General features: G+C 72.2%; 7 protein-coding genes. 6 read left to right on the top strand and 1 reads right to left on the bottom strand.

From position 1 onward, the window contains the following. Positions 1-569 precede the first annotated feature (569 nt). Both AC3EQ1_RS18100 and AC3EQ1_RS18095 read left to right on the top strand, forming a co-directional pair. Positions 570-2783, top strand: coding sequence for a M4 family metallopeptidase (locus AC3EQ1_RS18100; protein WP_432095393.1), 2214 nt, complete (start codon positions 570-572; stop codon positions 2781-2783). A gap of 287 nt (positions 2784-3070) precedes the next feature. Then, entirely contained in the window at positions 3071-4714 is a 1644-nt protein-coding gene (locus AC3EQ1_RS18095; protein WP_432095345.1) for a M4 family metallopeptidase, read from the top strand. 148 nt (positions 4715-4862) lie between these two features. Here AC3EQ1_RS18095 and glgP read toward each other — a convergent pair whose 3' ends face one another. Next, positions 4863-7490, bottom strand: a complete 2628-nt coding sequence (gene glgP, locus AC3EQ1_RS18090) for an alpha-glucan family phosphorylase (RefSeq protein WP_432095344.1) — start codon at positions 7488-7490, stop codon at positions 4863-4865. A 294-nt stretch (positions 7491-7784) separates the two neighbouring features. Between glgP and AC3EQ1_RS18085 the strand changes: the two genes are divergently transcribed. The 4 genes from AC3EQ1_RS18085 to AC3EQ1_RS18070 all read left to right on the top strand — a co-directional run bounded on the left by AC3EQ1_RS18085 (position 7785) and on the right by AC3EQ1_RS18070 (position 15388). After that, a complete protein-coding gene (locus AC3EQ1_RS18085; protein WP_432095343.1) occupies positions 7785-8996 on the top strand; it encodes a S8 family peptidase in 1212 nt (403 codons plus the stop codon). Between the two features lie 364 nt (positions 8997-9360). Then, entirely contained in the window at positions 9361-11349 is a 1989-nt protein-coding gene (locus AC3EQ1_RS18080) for an alpha-1,4-glucan--maltose-1-phosphate maltosyltransferase (protein ID WP_432095342.1), read from the top strand. Next, complete coding sequence (gene treS, locus AC3EQ1_RS18075) at positions 11346-13088, top strand: maltose alpha-D-glucosyltransferase (protein ID WP_432095341.1); 1743 nt, start codon at positions 11346-11348, stop codon at positions 13086-13088. The genes AC3EQ1_RS18080 and treS overlap by 4 nt, the downstream gene beginning before the upstream one ends. A 392-nt stretch (positions 13089-13480) precedes the next feature. Beyond that, positions 13481-15388 (top strand): maltokinase N-terminal cap-like domain-containing protein, encoded by a 1908-nt coding sequence (locus tag AC3EQ1_RS18070; RefSeq protein ID WP_432095340.1) that lies wholly within the window; start codon positions 13481-13483, stop codon positions 15386-15388. The last annotated feature ends 54 nt before the right edge of the window (positions 15389-15442 follow it).

Here is a 15442-nt window from a genome sequence, read left to right as displayed (position 1 = left end):
GCGCCCAGGACAGCTGCCGGGCCTTCCGCAACGATGACCCGACCGAGCGACCCGCGCGGCGAAGGACGCGAAAGGGCGAGCGGAATTACCTCACGAGTCGCCCCCGGCATGCCCTGTCGCCGGTTTGCCCACCGTTCGCTATGCGGGCGCCGTTCCTTGCCCAACGAACGTTTTCCGGCCAACTTGTTGACACGCTCCTGACATTCACGGGTGCGGGGTGGGACTCTTCCCTCGACCGCCGCACGGCTCCCCCACAGCCCCAGTGCCGTGCCCCGCGGTCCGCACCTCGGCACGTCATCCCAGGTCCACCTGTACTTCCAGGTCCACCTGCACCGCCAGGTCACCTGTAGCTCCAGGTTCCACCTGTTCTTCCAGGTCCTACCTGTTCTTCCAGGTTCCACCTGTTCTGCGAACTGCTTGTTCTGCCCGGCGGCACCCCAGGCCGTCCGGTCCCCCTGGCCGCGCACACCCTGGCGCGACCGCAGCAGAAGGAGTTCCGCGTGAGACGAACCCCCCGCATTCCCAGGCGCCGCGCCGTCGCGACCGGAGCGCTCGTCGCCGTCACGGCCATGCTCGCCGTCGGCGTCCAGGCCGGGACCGCCGCGGCCGGCCCGGACGGTGACGCCCGGACCACCGCCGCGTCCGCGAAGCCCGACCCCGGCGCGCTGCCCGCCAAGCTCTCCCCCGCGCAGCGGGCGGAGCTGCTCCGCGAGGCCAACGCCACCAAGGCCGCGACGGCGAAGAGCCTCGGCCTCGGGTCGAAGGAGAAGCTGGTCGTCCGGGACGTCGTGCGGAACGCCGACGGCACCACGCACACCCGCTACGAGCGCACCTACGCGGGTCTGCCCGTCCTCGGCGGCGACCTGATCGTGCACGAGACCAAGGGCGGTTCGGTCGAGGGCGTCACCAAGGCGGTGAAGTCCCGGATCGCCGTCGCCGGCACCACCGCACGGGTGTCCGCCGGTACGGCCGAGCGCACCGCGGTGAAGGCCGCGAAGGCGGAGGGCTCGAAGCGGGCCGACGCCGACCGGGCCCCGCGCAAGGTGGTCTGGGTGGCCGACGGCAAGCCCGTCCTCGCCTGGGAGACCGTCGTCGGCGGCCTCCAGCACGACGGAACCCCCAATGAGCTGCACGTCATCACCGACGCGCGGACCGGGAAGACCCTGTACCAGTACCAGGCCGTGGTCAACGGCACCGGCAACAGCCAGTACAGCGGCAAGGTGACCATCGGCACCGCGCCGTCGTACACGATGACCGACACCACCCGGGGCAGCCACAAGACCTACGACCTGAACCACGGGTCGTCGGGCACCGGCACGCTCTTCTCCGACGCCGACGACGTCTGGGGCGACGGCAAGCCGTCCAACACCCAGACCGCGGGCGTGGACGCCCACTACGGCGCCGCGGAGACCTGGGACTACTTCAAGAACGTGCACGGCCGCAGCGGCATCCGCGGCGACGGCGTCGGCGCGTACTCCCGCGTGCACTACGGCAACAACTACGTCAACGCCTTCTGGCAGGACTCCTGCTTCTGCATGACGTACGGCGACGGCTCCGGCAACGCCAAGCCGCTCACCTCGATGGACGTCGCGGCGCACGAGATGAGCCACGGCGTGACCGCGGCCACCGCCAAGCTCGTCTACAGCGGGGAGTCCGGCGGCCTCAACGAGGCGACCTCGGACATCTTCGCCGCCACGGTGGAGTTCTACGCGAACAACACCTCGGACCCGGGCGACTACCTGGTCGGCGAGAAGATCGACATCAACGGCGACGGCACCCCGCTGCGCTACATGGACAAGCCGAGCAAGGACGGCTCGTCCAAGGACAACTGGTACTCCGGTATCGGCAACGTGGACGTCCACTACTCCTCGGGCGTCGCCAACCACTTCTTCTACCTGCTGTCCGAGGGCAGCGGCCAGAAGGTCGTCAACGGCGTCTCCTACGACAGCCCGACCTACGACAACCAGCCCGTCCCGGGCATCGGCCGCGCCAACGCCGAGAAGATCTGGTTCAAGGCGCTCACCGAGCGGATGACGGCCAACACCAACTACGCGGCCGCCCGGACGGCCACCCTGCAGGCCGCGGCCGACCTGTTCGGCCAGGGCAGCGCCACGTACAACACGGTGGCCAACACCTGGGCCGCGGTGAACGTCGGCACCCGGATCACCGACGGCGTCTCCGTCACCAGCCCGGGCAACCAGAGCAGCACCGTCGGGCAGCCCGCCAGCCTGCAGATCAAGGCGACCAGCAGCACCACGGGCGCGCTGACCTACTCCGCGACCGGCCTCCCGGCGGGCCTGTCCATCAACGCCTCGACCGGTCTGATCTCCGGTACGCCGACGACCGCGGGCACGAGCAACGTGACCGTCACAGTGAAGGACTCGGCCGGCAAGACCGGTACGGCGTCGTTCACCTGGACCGTCAGCACCAGCGGCGGCGGCAGCGTCTTCGAGAACACCGACGACGTCGCCATCCCGGACGCCGGTGCCGCGGTCACCTCACCGATCAATGTCAGCCGCGCCGGCAACGCGCCGAGCGCCCTGAAGGTGGACGTGGACATCATCCACAGCTACCGCGGTGACCTCGTCATCGACCTGGTCGCGCCGGACGGGACGGCCTACCGGCTGAAGAACTCCAGCGCGTTCGACTCGGCCGCCGACGTGAAGACCACGTACACCGTCAACGCCTCCTCCGAGGCGGCGAGCGGCACCTGGAAGCTCAAGGTCCAGGACGTGTACTCGGTCGACACCGGCCGCATCAACAGCTGGAAGCTGACCTTCTGACGGGTCCTTTCCGGCAGTCGGGAACTCCTGGCAGCACCGGGCGGCGCCCGGGGAGCACCCCTCCCCGGGCGCCGCCGCCTGCGCTTTTCCAGGGCTTTGCGGGGCCATTGACCCGGCTGCGCCCGCCGGGACCTGTCCGTCTTCCGGACCGCGATCTTTGGGTAACGGACGATTTCCGGCCAACCTCGGTCTCACCCGATGACATGTTCGCATCGCAATGGCAGTCTCTCCTCGCACCACATCAACACCCGCACCTCCTAACCCCCCACACATCAGGAGGAGTTCGAGTGAGCTCTGCTACCCCCCACATATCCCGCAAGAACCGCGTGCGCATCGTCGCGGCCTCCGTCGCCGCGGGCGGACTGCTCGCCGCCGGGATCGCGGGTTCGGCCGACGCCGTTCCCGCCGGGGACACCGCTTCCAAGGCGCAGCCCATGAAGCTCTCCGCCTCGCAGCGCGTCACGCTGCTGCAGGAGGCCAACGCCACCAAGGCCGCGGACGCGAAGGCGCTCGGCCTCGGGGCCAAGGAGAAGCTGGTCGTCCGGGACGTCGTGAAGGACGCCGACGGCACGACCCACACGCGCTACGAGCGCACCTACGAGGGCCTTCCGGTCCTCGGTGGCGACATGATCGTCCACAAGGCGAAGAGCGGTAAGTCCGAGGGCGTCACCAAGTCCACGAAGGCCACCATCGCCGTCGCCGGCACCAAGGCGACCGTCGCGCCGGCCACCGCCGAGAAGAGCGCGCTGAAGAGCGCCGTCCGCGCCGAGGGCGCCAAGGCCGCCAAGGGCGCCGAGCCCCGCAAGGTGATCTGGGCCGCCTCCGGCAAGCCCGTCCTCGCCTGGGAGACCGTCACCCGCGGCTTCCAGAAGGACGGCACGCCGAGCGAGCTGCACGTCGTCTCCGACGCGAAGACCGGCAAGAAGCTCTACGAGTACCAGGCCGTCCACACCGGTGCCGGCGAGAGCCAGTACAGCGGCAAGGTCGACCTGACCACCACCAAGGACGGCTCGGGCTTCGCCCTCAAGGACGGCGACCGGGGCGACCACACCACCAAGGACCTCGGCAACAGCGAGTCCGGCGAGGGCAAGACCCTCACGGACGAGGACGACAAGTGGGGCAACGGCAAGGCGGACGACAAGCAGACCGCCGCCGTCGACGCCCACTACGGCGCCCAGCTGACCTGGGACTACTACAAGAAGGTGCACAACCGGAACGGCATCAAGGGCGACGGCAAGGGTGCCACCTCCCGGGTCCACTACGGCAAGGCGTACGTCAACGCCTTCTGGGAGGACAGCTGCTTCTGCATGACCTACGGCGACGGGGAGGGCGACAAGAAGCCGCTCACCTCGATCGACGTGGCGGCGCACGAGATGACGCACGGCGTCACCTCCGCCACCGCCGGTCTGGAGTACAGCGGTGAGTCCGGCGGCCTGAACGAGGCCACCTCCGACATCTTCGGTGCTGCCGTCGAGTTCAGCGCCAAGAACAAGGAGGACGTCGGCGACTACCTCGTCGGCGAGGAGATCGACATCGCGGGCGACGGCAAGCCGCTGCGCTACATGGACAAGCCGAGCAAGGACGGCTCGTCCGCGGACAACTGGTCCAAGGATGTCGGCAACGAGGACGTGCACCACTCCTCGGGCGTCGCCAACCACTTCTTCTACCTGCTGTCCGAGGGCAGCGGCGCGAAGGAGATCAACGGCGTCAAGTACGACAGCCCGACCGCCGACGACTCCAAGGTCGAGGGCATCGGCCGGGAGAAGGCCGAGAAGATCTGGTTCAAGGCCCTCACCAGCTACATGACCACGAACACCGACTACAAGGGTGCTCGCGAGGCGACCGTGAAGGCCGCGACCGACCTGTACAAGGCCGACAGCGCCGAGGTCAAGGGTGTCGAGGCCGCCTGGAAGGGCGTCAACGTCAAGTGACCTCCTTCCGTCCCCGCGGGGCCCGGTGATCCCGGGCCGGCGGTGACGAAACGAACCGGGCGGTGCCCGGGGGCGTCCTTCCTCGTCCCCGGGCACCGCCCTTCCACATGTCCGCTCCTCCGCAGAGGCCGCCTTCCCCGGCCGGGGGTCAGCGCAGCAGCAAGCCCGCCGCCTCGCCGCCGTTCTCCGGCGGCACGGCGACCAGGCCGAGTTCCGCCCCGCTCGCCAGCAGCGGATGGGCGGGCAGGATCCGCACGGTGTAGCCGAACGGCCCGGTGCGGTTCAGCGCGAGCGGCCCCTCGTACAGCCAGCGGCCCTCGGTGTCCCGGCCGCCCGCCGGTTTGAGCGCCACCGCCGCCCCGTCGGTGATCCGGTCCTCCCCGTCGACCCGTCCGGCCACGGCCTGCACCTCGACGTCCTCGGGGGTGAGTTCGTCCAGCGCGACCCGGACCCGGAGCGAGAGCGTGGAGCCCAGTTCGGCGACGCCGCCCGTGCCGGGGGCCGTCCCCGTCTCCACATGATCGACGGCCACCCGCGGCCAGCAGCGCCGGACCTGCGCCTTCCAGTCGGCCAGGGCCACCGCACTTTCCGGGACGAGGGCACGGTGGGCGCGGGCGGCGGGGTCGTACAGCCGCTCCACGTACTCCCGGACCATCCGGCCGGCCGGCAGCCTGGGGCCGAGCGAGACGAGGGTCTGCCGGACCATCTCGATCCAGCGGTCGGGCAGCCCGCCGCGCCCGCGCTCGTAGAAGCACGGCGCCACCCGGTCCTCCACCAGCCCGTACAGGGCGTCGGCCTCCAGGTCGTCCCGCCGTTCGTCGGTGGTGGCGGCGCCGTCGGCGGTGGGGATCGCCCAGCCGAAGTCGGGCCCGGACCACTCGTCCCACCAGCCGTCCAGCACCGACAGGTTGAGCCCGCCGTTGAGCGCGGACTTCATGCCCGAGGTGCCGCAGGCCTCCAGCGGGCGCAGCGGATTGTTCAGCCAGACGTCGCAGCCCGGGTAGAGCTTCTGGGCCATGGCCATGCCGTAGTCGGGCAGGAAGACCAGCCGGTGCCGCACCCGGGGGTCGTCGGAGAACTTCACCAGCTCCTGCACCAGCCGCTTGCCGCCGTCGTCCGCCGGGTGCGCCTTGCCCGCGACGACGATCTGCACCGGCCGCTCGGGGTGGAGCAGCAGCCGGGTCAGCCGGTCGCGGTCGCGCAGCATCAGGGTGAGCCGCTTGTACGAGGGGACGCGCCGGGCGAAGCCGATGGTGAGCACCTCGGGGTCGAGGACCCCGTCGATCCAGCCGAGTTCGGCGCTTCCGGCGCCGCGCTGCCGCCAGGAGGCGCGGAGCCGTTCGCGGACCTCCGCCACCAGCTGCTCGCGCAGGGTCCGGCGGAGCTCCCAGAGATCGGCGCCGGGGATCCGGGCGAAGGCGTCCCAGCGCGGCGCGCCGCCGGTGACCAGGACGTCCTCGGCCCGGTCGGCGCCGGCCCGGCGGGCGCCCAGCCGGAGGACCTCGGGAGCGACCCAGGTGGGTGCGTGCACCCCGTTGGTGACGGAGGTGATCGGCACCTCCCCGGGGTCGAAGCCGGGCCACAGGCCGGCGAACATCTCCCGGCTGACCCTGCCGTGCAGCGTGGAGACCCCGTTGGCGCGCTGGGCCAGGCGCAGCCCCATCACGGCCATGTTGAACAGATCGGGATCGCCGCCCGGGTAGGTCTCCCGGCCGAGTTCGAGGATCCGGCCCGGGTCGACGCCGGGCAGGGCGCCGCCCTCGCCGAAGTGCCGGGCGACCAGCTCGCGGTCGAAGCGGTCGATGCCGGCGGGGACGGGGGTGTGGGTGGTGAACACGGTGCCCGCCCGGACCGCTTCCAGGGCAGCGTCGAAGCCGAGGCCCGCCTCGCCCAGTTCGCGGATCCGCTCCAGGCCGAGGAAGCCCGCGTGCCCCTCGTTGGTGTGGAAGACCTCGGGTGCGGGGTGCCCGGAGAGCCGGCAGTAGGCCCGGACGGCCCGGACGCCGCCGATGCCGAGCAGCATCTCCTGGAGCAGCCGGTGCTCGCTGCCGCCACCGTAGAGCCGGTCGGTGACGTCGCGCTCGCCCGGCCCGTTCTCCTCCACGTCCGAGTCGAGCAGCAGCAGCGGCACCCGGCCCACCCGGGCCTGCCAGACGGCGGCGTGCAGGCACCGGCCGCCGGGCAGGCCGAGGACGACCTGGCTCGGCCGGCCGTCGGGTTCGCGGAGCAGGGCCAGCGGCAGCTCGTGGGGGTCGAGGACGGGGTACTGCTCCTGCTGCCAGCCGTCCCGGGAGAGGGACTGCCGGAAGTAGCCGTGCCGGTAGAGCAGTCCGACGCCGATGAGGGGGGCGCCGAGGTCGCTGGCGGCCTTGAGGTGGTCGCCGGCGAGGATGCCGAGCCCGCCGGAGTACTGCGGGAGGGCGGCGGTGATGCCGAACTCCGGGGAGAAGTAGGCGACGGCGGCGGGGAGGCCGGGGTCGGCGGACTGGTACCAGCGGGGACCGGAGAGGTAGTCCTCCAGATCGTCGGCCGCCACGGTGAGCCGCCGGAGGAAGCGGCGGTCCGCGGCGAGCGCGGTGAGGCGGGCGGCGGACACGGAGCCGAGGAGGCGCACCGGGTCGCCGCCTGCGGCGGACCAGCCGTCGGGGTCGACGGCCTGGAACAGTTCACGGGTTTCGGGGTGCCAGGACCAGCGCAGGTTTCGCGCCAGTTCGCTGAGCGGTCGTAGGGGTTCCGGAAGGACGGGACGCACACTGAATCGACGAATGGCCTTCACAGTTCTCCACCTTCGCAGGGCTCCGGCCGGACCTGACGGACGCTCACCACAGTGCACGGAGCCTTCACTCTTCGACGGTAGCCGCGGCCTGTCGCGGCGGAACACGGCGCACGCGTGGCGCCGCCGCCCGGCGCTCGAACGGCGGCCGTGCATCGACGCGGCCGAAAACCGCCGCAACCTTCACCGGCTCCCCTCGGAAGTCGCGGATTCCCCCTGGTCCGCACCGTTGTACCGACCGGTAGTGGACGAGACGCTTTTCTCTGTCAAGGAGCGGTCGAGGAGGGGACTTCGTACATGGCCATGGCGCACCACCGCCGTCGGAGGCGGTTCGGTGCCGTGACATCACTGATCACGGCAGCGGTTCTTTCAGCCATCACCCTGCCCGCGCACGCGGCCCCCGCGGAGGGGCGCGTACTCGGTGCCGGCGCGCCCGGCGCGGTGGGCAGCAGCTACATCGTCACGCTGAAGTCCGGCGCAGGGGGGATCACCGCTCCCTCCACGGCGGGCCTCGACCTCCTCCGGACGTACGGGGCCCGGGTACGTCACACGTACGGCACCGCCCTCAACGGTTACACCGTGCGGGCGGACGCGGCGCAGGCCCGGCGGCTCGCGGCCGACCCCCGGGTGGCCACCGTCGCGCAGGACACCCGGGTGAGCATCGACCGCAGCCGGTCCGCCCCGCCGTCCTGGGGCCTGGACCGCATCGACCAGCCCTCCCTCCCCCTGGACGACTCCTACACCCCGCCGGCCGGCGGCGGCGCGGGGGCGACCGCGTATGTCATCGACACCGGGGTGCGCACCTCGCACGAGGACTTCGGCGGGCGGGCGCGGAGCGGCTGGGACTTCGTCGACGACGATGCCACGGCCCAGGACGGCAACGGGCACGGCACGCATGTCGCGGCGACGATCGCCGGGCGCTCCCACGGGGTGGCGAAGAAGGCCGGCGTCGTCGCCGTACGGGTGCTCGACGACGAGGGGTCCGGCACGACCTCCCAGGTGATCGCCGGGATCGACTGGGTGACCCGCCATGCGAAGAAGCCCGCGGTGGCCAATATGAGCCTGGGCGGGACGGTCAGCCCGCAGCTAGACGCGGCCGTCCGGAACGCGATCGCCGCCGGGGTGACCTTCACCGTCGCCGCCGGGAACGACGGCCTGCCCGCGGACCTCGCCTCGCCCGCCCGGGTGCGGGAGGCCGTGACCGTCGGGGCGACCGACCGCACCGACGCCCGGGCCTCGTTCTCCAACTGGGGCGGGCGGCTGGATCTGTTCGCCCCGGGTGTGGACATCACCTCGGCGTGGAACACGTCCGACACGGCGTCGAAGACCCTCTCCGGCACCTCGATGGCCGCTCCGCACGCGGCCGGCGCCGCGGCGCTCCACCTCGGTGACCACCCGTCGGCGAGCCCGGCGGAGGTCTCCGCGGCACTGGTCGGCCGGTCGGCCTCCGGCAAGGTCACCGGCCCCGGTCTCACCTCGCCCAACCGTCTGTTGCAGGTGCACGACTGACCGACTGACACAGGAGCCCGATGTCTCCCGGACCGGTCCCGACGCCCTCGGCGCGGGACCGGTCCGCGTTTTTACCGTTACGCGCCGGTAGCCCGGTCCCGGCCGGATTGCCCGCGGGTACCCCCTGGGCAGGCTCCACCGGTAGCCGCCGGCGGCACCACCCGAACCTCTCCGCACCGCCCTCGCGCACGACCGCCACGCACCGCGGAACACCCCCGGCACAGCCCGCAGGACGCAGTCGCCCACTTGAGTGAACGCGCGGACAGGAGCGGCCATGCCCGCAGCCGGCACACCGTCAACGGAGCAGATAGTAAGGACAAAGGCCCACACCGTGGCTGAAACCGCAACGCCTCCAGGTGATCCCGTGATCGGACGCATCCCCGTTCTGGACATCCGCCCGCTCGTCGACTGCGGGCGCCGCCCGGCCAAGGCGGTCGTCGGCGAGACCTTCCCGGTCAGCGCCACCGTGTTCCGGGAAGGCCACGACGCGGTCGCCGCCAATGTGGTGCTGCGGGACCCGGCCGGCCGCGCGGGGCCGTGGACCCCGCTGCGCGAGCTCGCCCCCGGCACCGACCGGTGGGGCGCCGAGGTCACGCCCGACGCCGAGGGCCGGTGGACGTTCACCGTCGAGGCCTGGAGCGACCCGGTCGCCACCTGGCGCCGGCACGCCGGGATCAAGGTCCCGGCCGGGATCGACACCGAGCTGGTGCTCGGCGAAGGGGCCGCGCTGCACGAGGAGGCCGCGGCGGGGGTGCCCAAGAGCGAGGGCCGGGAGGGCGTGCTCGCCGCCGCCGACGCGCTGCGGGACACCGCCCGGCCGGCCGCGGCCCGGCTCGCCGCGGCGCTGGCCCCCGAGGTGGTCGCCGCGCTGGACCGGCACCCGCTGCGCGAACTGCTGACCGCCTCCCCGCCGATGCCGCTCCTGGTGGAGCGCCGCCGCGCGCTGTACGGGTCGTGGTACGAGTTCTTCCCCCGGTCCGAGGGGGCCGTGGTGAGGGAGGGCGAACCGCCGGTCGGCGGCACGTTCCGCACCGCCGCCGAACGGCTCCCCGCCATCGCCGCCATGGGCTTCGACGTGGTCTACCTCCCGCCGGTCCACCCCATCGGCACCGCGTTCCGCAAGGGGCCGGACAACAGCCTGTCGGCCGGGCCGCACGACGTGGGCTCGCCCTGGGCGATCGGCTCCCCCGACGGCGGGCACGACGCCGTCCACCCCGGCCTCGGCACGCTGCGGGACTTCGACCACTTCGTGCGGAAGGCGGCCGGGCTGCGGCTGGAGATCGCCCTCGACTTCGCGCTCCAGTGCTCGCCGGACCACCCCTGGGTGAGCGAGCACCCGGAGTGGTTCCACCACCGGGCCGACGGCACCATCGCGTACGCCGAGAACCCGCCGAAGAAGTACCAGGACATCTATCCGGTCGCGTTCGACACCGACATGGACGGGATCGTCCGGGAGACGCTGCGGGTGCTGCGCTTCTGGATGGACCACGGGGTGCGGATCTTCCGGGTCGACAATCCGCACACCAAGCCGGTGGTCTTCTGGGAGCGGGTCATCGCGGAGATCAACGGGACCGATCCGGACGTCGTCTTCCTCGCCGAGGCGTTCACCCGGCCCGCGATGATGCACACCCTGGCCGCCATCGGCTTCCAGCAGTCGTACACCTACTTCACCTGGCGGAACAGCAAGCAGGAGCTCACCGAGTACCTCACCGAGCTGTCCGGTGACGCGGCGGCCTGGATGCGGCCCAACCTGTTCGTGAACACCCCGGACATCCTCCACGCCCACCTGCAGCACGGCGGGCGGCCCGCCTTCGAGGCGCGCGCCGTGCTGGCCGCCACCCTCTCCCCCACATGGGGCGTCTACGCCGGTTACGAACTGTGCGAGAACCGGCCGCTGCGGCCGGGCAGCGAGGAGTACCTGGGCTCCGAGAAGTACCAGCTCCGGCCGCGCGACTGGGAGGCGGCCGAGCGGGAGAACCGGACGATCGCCCCGCTGCTCACCGCGCTCAACCGGATCCGGCGCCGCCACCCGGCCCTGCAACAGCTGCGCAGTCTGCACTTCCACCCGGTCGACAACGACACGGTCATCGCCTATTCCAAGCGCGCGGGGAACGACACCGTGCTCACCGTGGTCAACCTCGACCCCCACCACACCCAGGAGGCCACGGTCTCGTTGAACATGCCGGAACTCGGCCTGGGGTGGCACGAGTCCGTCCCGGTGCGCGACGAGCTCACCGGTGAGACCTACCACTGGGGCAGGGACAACTATGTGCGCCTCGAGCCGGGCGTCAGGCCCGCGCACGTGTTCGCCCTGCGACCGTCCTCACCGATCGGAGGGTCACCCACACCATGATCGTCAATGAGCCCGTCCAGGACACCTTCGAGGACACCCCGGCCAAGGACCGGGACCCCGACTGGTTCAAACGCGCCGTCTTCTACGAAGTCCTGGTGCGGTCCTTCCAGGACAGCAACGGCGACGGCATCGGCGACCTCAAGGGCATCACCGCCAAGCTGGACTATCTGCAGTGGCTCGGGGTCGACTGTCTCTGGCTGCCGCCGTTCTTCAAGTCGCCGCTGCGCGACGGCGGCTACGACGTGTCGGACTACACCGCCGTCCTCCCCGACTTCGGCGACCTCGCGGACTTCGTGGAGTTCGTCGACGCCGCCCACCAGCGGGGCATGCGGGTCATCATCGACTTCGTCATGAACCACACCAGCGACCAGCACGAGTGGTTCCAGCAGTCGCGGACCGACCCGGACGGGCCGTACGGCGACTACTACGTCTGGGCCGACGACGACAAGCAGTACCAGGACGCCCGGATCATCTTCGTCGACACCGAGGCGTCCAACTGGACCTTCGACCCGGTGCGCAAGCAGTACTACTGGCACCGCTTCTTCTCCCACCAGCCGGACCTCAACTTCGAGAACCCGGCCGTGCAGGAGGAGATCGTCTCGGCGCTGCGGTTCTGGCTGGACCTGGGCATCGACGGCTTCCGGCTGGACGCCGTGCCCTACCTCTACGCCGAGGAGGGCACCAACTGCGAGAACCTGCCCCGCACCCACGACCTGCTGAAGCGGGTCCGGGCCGAGATCGACGCGCACTACCCGGACACCGTGCTGCTCGCCGAGGCCAACCAGTGGCCCGAGGACGTCGTCGACTACTTCGGCGACTACGACAAGGGCGGCGACGAGTGCCACATGGCGTTCCACTTCCCCGTCATGCCGCGCATCTTCATGGCGGTGCGGCGGGAGTCCCGCTACCCCGTCTCGGAGATCCTGGCCAAGACCCCGGCCATTCCCTCCGGCTGCCAGTGGGGCATCTTCCTCCGCAACCACGACGAGCTGACCCTCGAAATGGTCACGGACGAAGAGCGCGACTACATGTACGCGGAGTACGCCAAGGACCCGCGGATGCGCGCCAACATCGGCATCCGGCGGCGGCTGGCCTCGCTGCTGGACAACGACCGCAACCAGATCGAGCTCTTCACCGCCCTGCTGCTCTCGCTGCCCGGCTCGCCGATCCTCTACTACGGCGACGAGATCGGCATGGGCGACAACATCTGGCTGGGCGACCGGGACGCGGTGCGCACCCCGATGCAGTGGACGCCGGACCGCAACGCGGGCTTCTCCTCCTGCGATCCGGGGCGGCTGTTCCTGCCGACCATCATGGACCCGGTCTACGGCTACCAGGTCACCAATGTGGAAGCGGCCATGAGCAGCCCGTCCTCGCTGCTGCACTGGACTCGGCGGATGATCGAGATCCGGAAGCAGAACCCGGCGTTCGGCCTCGGCTCCTACACCGAGCTGCCCTCCAGCAACCCGGCCGTGCTCGCCTTCCTGCGGGAGATCCGGCTGCCGGGCGGGGGCGACGACGTGGTGCTCTGCGTCAACAACTTCTCCCGCTTCCCGCAGCCGACCGAGCTCGATCTGCAGACCTTCAACGGCCGGCACCCGGTGGAGCTCATCGGCGGGGTGCGCTTCCCCGCCATCGGCGAACTGCCCTATCTGCTCACCCTGGCCGGCCACGGCTTCTACTGGTTCCGGCTGCGCCGGCCGGACGGCGCCCCGGCCGGCGAGGGCGCGGGGAGCTGACGGCGTGCCCGGGGCGGGGCGGCGCAGCCGGCGGCGGCCCGCCGTCGCCGACCGGTCGCCGCCGGTCCGCCCCGGCCCGCAGCCGGTTCCCGCCGTCCCGCCGGGGGCAGCGGTTTCCGCCGTCCCGCCGGGGGCACTCGGTAACCCGTACCGCGCTCCTCGTCACCGCACAGCGACCAGGGCCCGTCCGGCAAAGAGCGCCGTCGCCCGCGGGGCGGGCGGGATTTGTCGGACAGGTCCTAGGCCGATCGCCTGACCTGTACGGACGATCCTCACCCGACACGTCCCGCACCGCCGGACAGCCTCCCCCATTGCTTCCAGCATGGGGGTGCCCCCAAGCAAACCGGGGCACTGAGCGCATCGTGGTGTACCCGGGGAAAGGACGCGACGCCATGTCGGAAGGCTCGACCCGCGCCAACCCGACCCGTGCGGCCACCCCTGCGCCTGTGGCTCCCGCCGTCGGCCCCCCTCCCGCTGTCGAACCGGCCCGTGGGGTACTCCCCTCCCTCGTCCCGCTGCTGCGCGAATGGCTGCCCCGGCAGCGGTGGTTCGCGGGCAAGGGCCGGCCCATCACGGGCTTCTCGCTCGTCTCCGCGACCGAGCTGCTGCCGTCCGTGCCCGGCGGACCGGCGCCGGGCCTGCTCCATCTGCTGGTCCGCGCCGAGCAGACCGGCGGCGCCCCGCCGGACCGGCCCGTACCGCCGGACTGCTACCAACTGCTCCTCGGCGTCCGCTCCGACCCGCCGCCGCAGCTCGCCCACGCGGTGATCGGGCGGCCCGGCGGCGGACCGCTGCACGGCCGCACCGTCTACGACGCCCTGCAGGACCCCCGGTTGGCCGGGCTGCTGCTGGAACGGCTGCGGGCGCCCGGGCGGCTCGGCGCGCTGCGGTTCACCCGCGCCCCGTCCACCGACATCCCGTCCGGGCTGCTCCCCCGGCCCGTCACCACCGAGCAGTCCAACTCCTCGGTGGTGTACGGAGATGCGTACATCCTCAAGGTCTTCCGGCGGGTGGGCCTGGGCACCAACCCCGATCTGGAGCTGCCGCTGACGCTGGCCCGGGCCGGCTGCGGGCGGGTGCCGCACCCGACGGCCTGGTTCGAGACGGACGCCCGCCCGGCGGGCGGCCCGGCCGGGTCCGGCCGCGCGTCCGGCGGCCGGTACGAGGTGCCCGCCGAAGTCACCGCCCCCGGCTCGGTCGGGAACTCCGGGCCGGTCGGGAACTCCGGGCCGGGCGTGACCCGGGAGGGCGTGATCCGGGAGGGCGTGATCCGGGAGGGCGTGGTCCGAGAGGGCGTGGTCCGGGAGGCCGCCGCCGCGCCCGAAGCGGAGCCGATGACGCTGGGCATTCTGCAGCCGTTCCTGCCCGGGTCCGCGGACGGCTGGCAGCTCGCGCTGAACTCCCTGTCCGTACGGGCCGACTTCACCGGGGCGGCGCGGGCCCTGGGCCGGGCCACCGCCGAAGTGCACACCGCACTGGCCTCGGCGCTGCCCACCGCGGTGCTGCGGCGGCAGCAGATCGACCTGCTCGCCGCGGGGATGACGGAGCGGCTGGAGGCGGCCGTGGCGGCCGTTCCCGCGCTGCGTCCGTACCGCGAGCCGCTGCGCGCGGCGTTCGACGCGTTCGCCGCCCTCGGCCGGCGCGGACGCACCTGGCCCGCGCAGCGGATCCACGGAGATCTGCACCTGGGCCAGACGCTGCGCACCGCGCACGACGGCCGCTGGGCGCTCATCGACTTCGAGGGCGAGCCCGCCCGGCCCATCGCCGAGCGGCGCCGCCCGCAGCCGGTGGCCCGCGACATCGCCGGGATGCTGCGGTCCTTCGACTACGCCGCCCGCACGCACCGCCCGGCGCCCGGCTCCTCCGCCTGGTCACAGGAGTGGGCGGTGCAGAATCGTGCCGCCTACTGCGAGGGCTATGCGGAGGCGGCCGGGGCCGATCCGCGCGACGAGCCCGAACTGATGCGCGCCTACGAGACCGACAAGGCCGTGTACGAGGTGCTGTACGAGGCCCGGCACCGGCCGGACTGGCTGCCGGTCCCGATGGCCGCGATCCACCGGCTCGCGGGGTTCGGGAACGGGGGGCCGCCGCCCGGGGTGCCGCACACCCCGGACGCGTGGACCGCGCCGGAGCCCCTCGGTGCGCGCCCGGCCGGTGCGGACCGCACGGGGGACGCGGGCCGCACGGGCGGTGCGGCCCCGGCCGATGCGGGCCGCACGGAGGACCGGCCCGCGCCGGGAGTTCCGCCGGCACCGGGAGTTCCCCAGACACCGGGAGTTCCGCCGACATCGCCCGCATGACCCCGAGGAGTCCGGGTCGCCCGTCCCCGGCGGGGTGGCGGTCCGGAGCTCCGT

This window comes from Streptomyces sp. bgisy100 (genome assembly GCF_057709105.1).
Note: the sequence above shows the minus strand (reverse complement) of the source record. Positions and strands in the feature narration are given on the sequence as shown.

Excerpts from the sequence above, each read along its gene's own strand:
- AC3EQ1_RS18070 (WP_432095340.1), top strand. The coding sequence starts at position 13,481 with ATGTCGGAAGGCTCGACCCGCGCCAACCCGACCCGTGCGGCCACCCCT.
- AC3EQ1_RS18100 (WP_432095393.1), top strand. The coding sequence starts at position 570 with ATGCTCGCCGTCGGCGTCCAGGCCGGGACCGCCGCGGCCGGCCCGGAC.
- AC3EQ1_RS18085 (WP_432095343.1), top strand. The coding sequence starts at position 7,785 with ATGGCCATGGCGCACCACCGCCGTCGGAGGCGGTTCGGTGCCGTGACA.
- treS (WP_432095341.1), top strand. The coding sequence starts at position 11,346 with ATGATCGTCAATGAGCCCGTCCAGGACACCTTCGAGGACACCCCGGCC.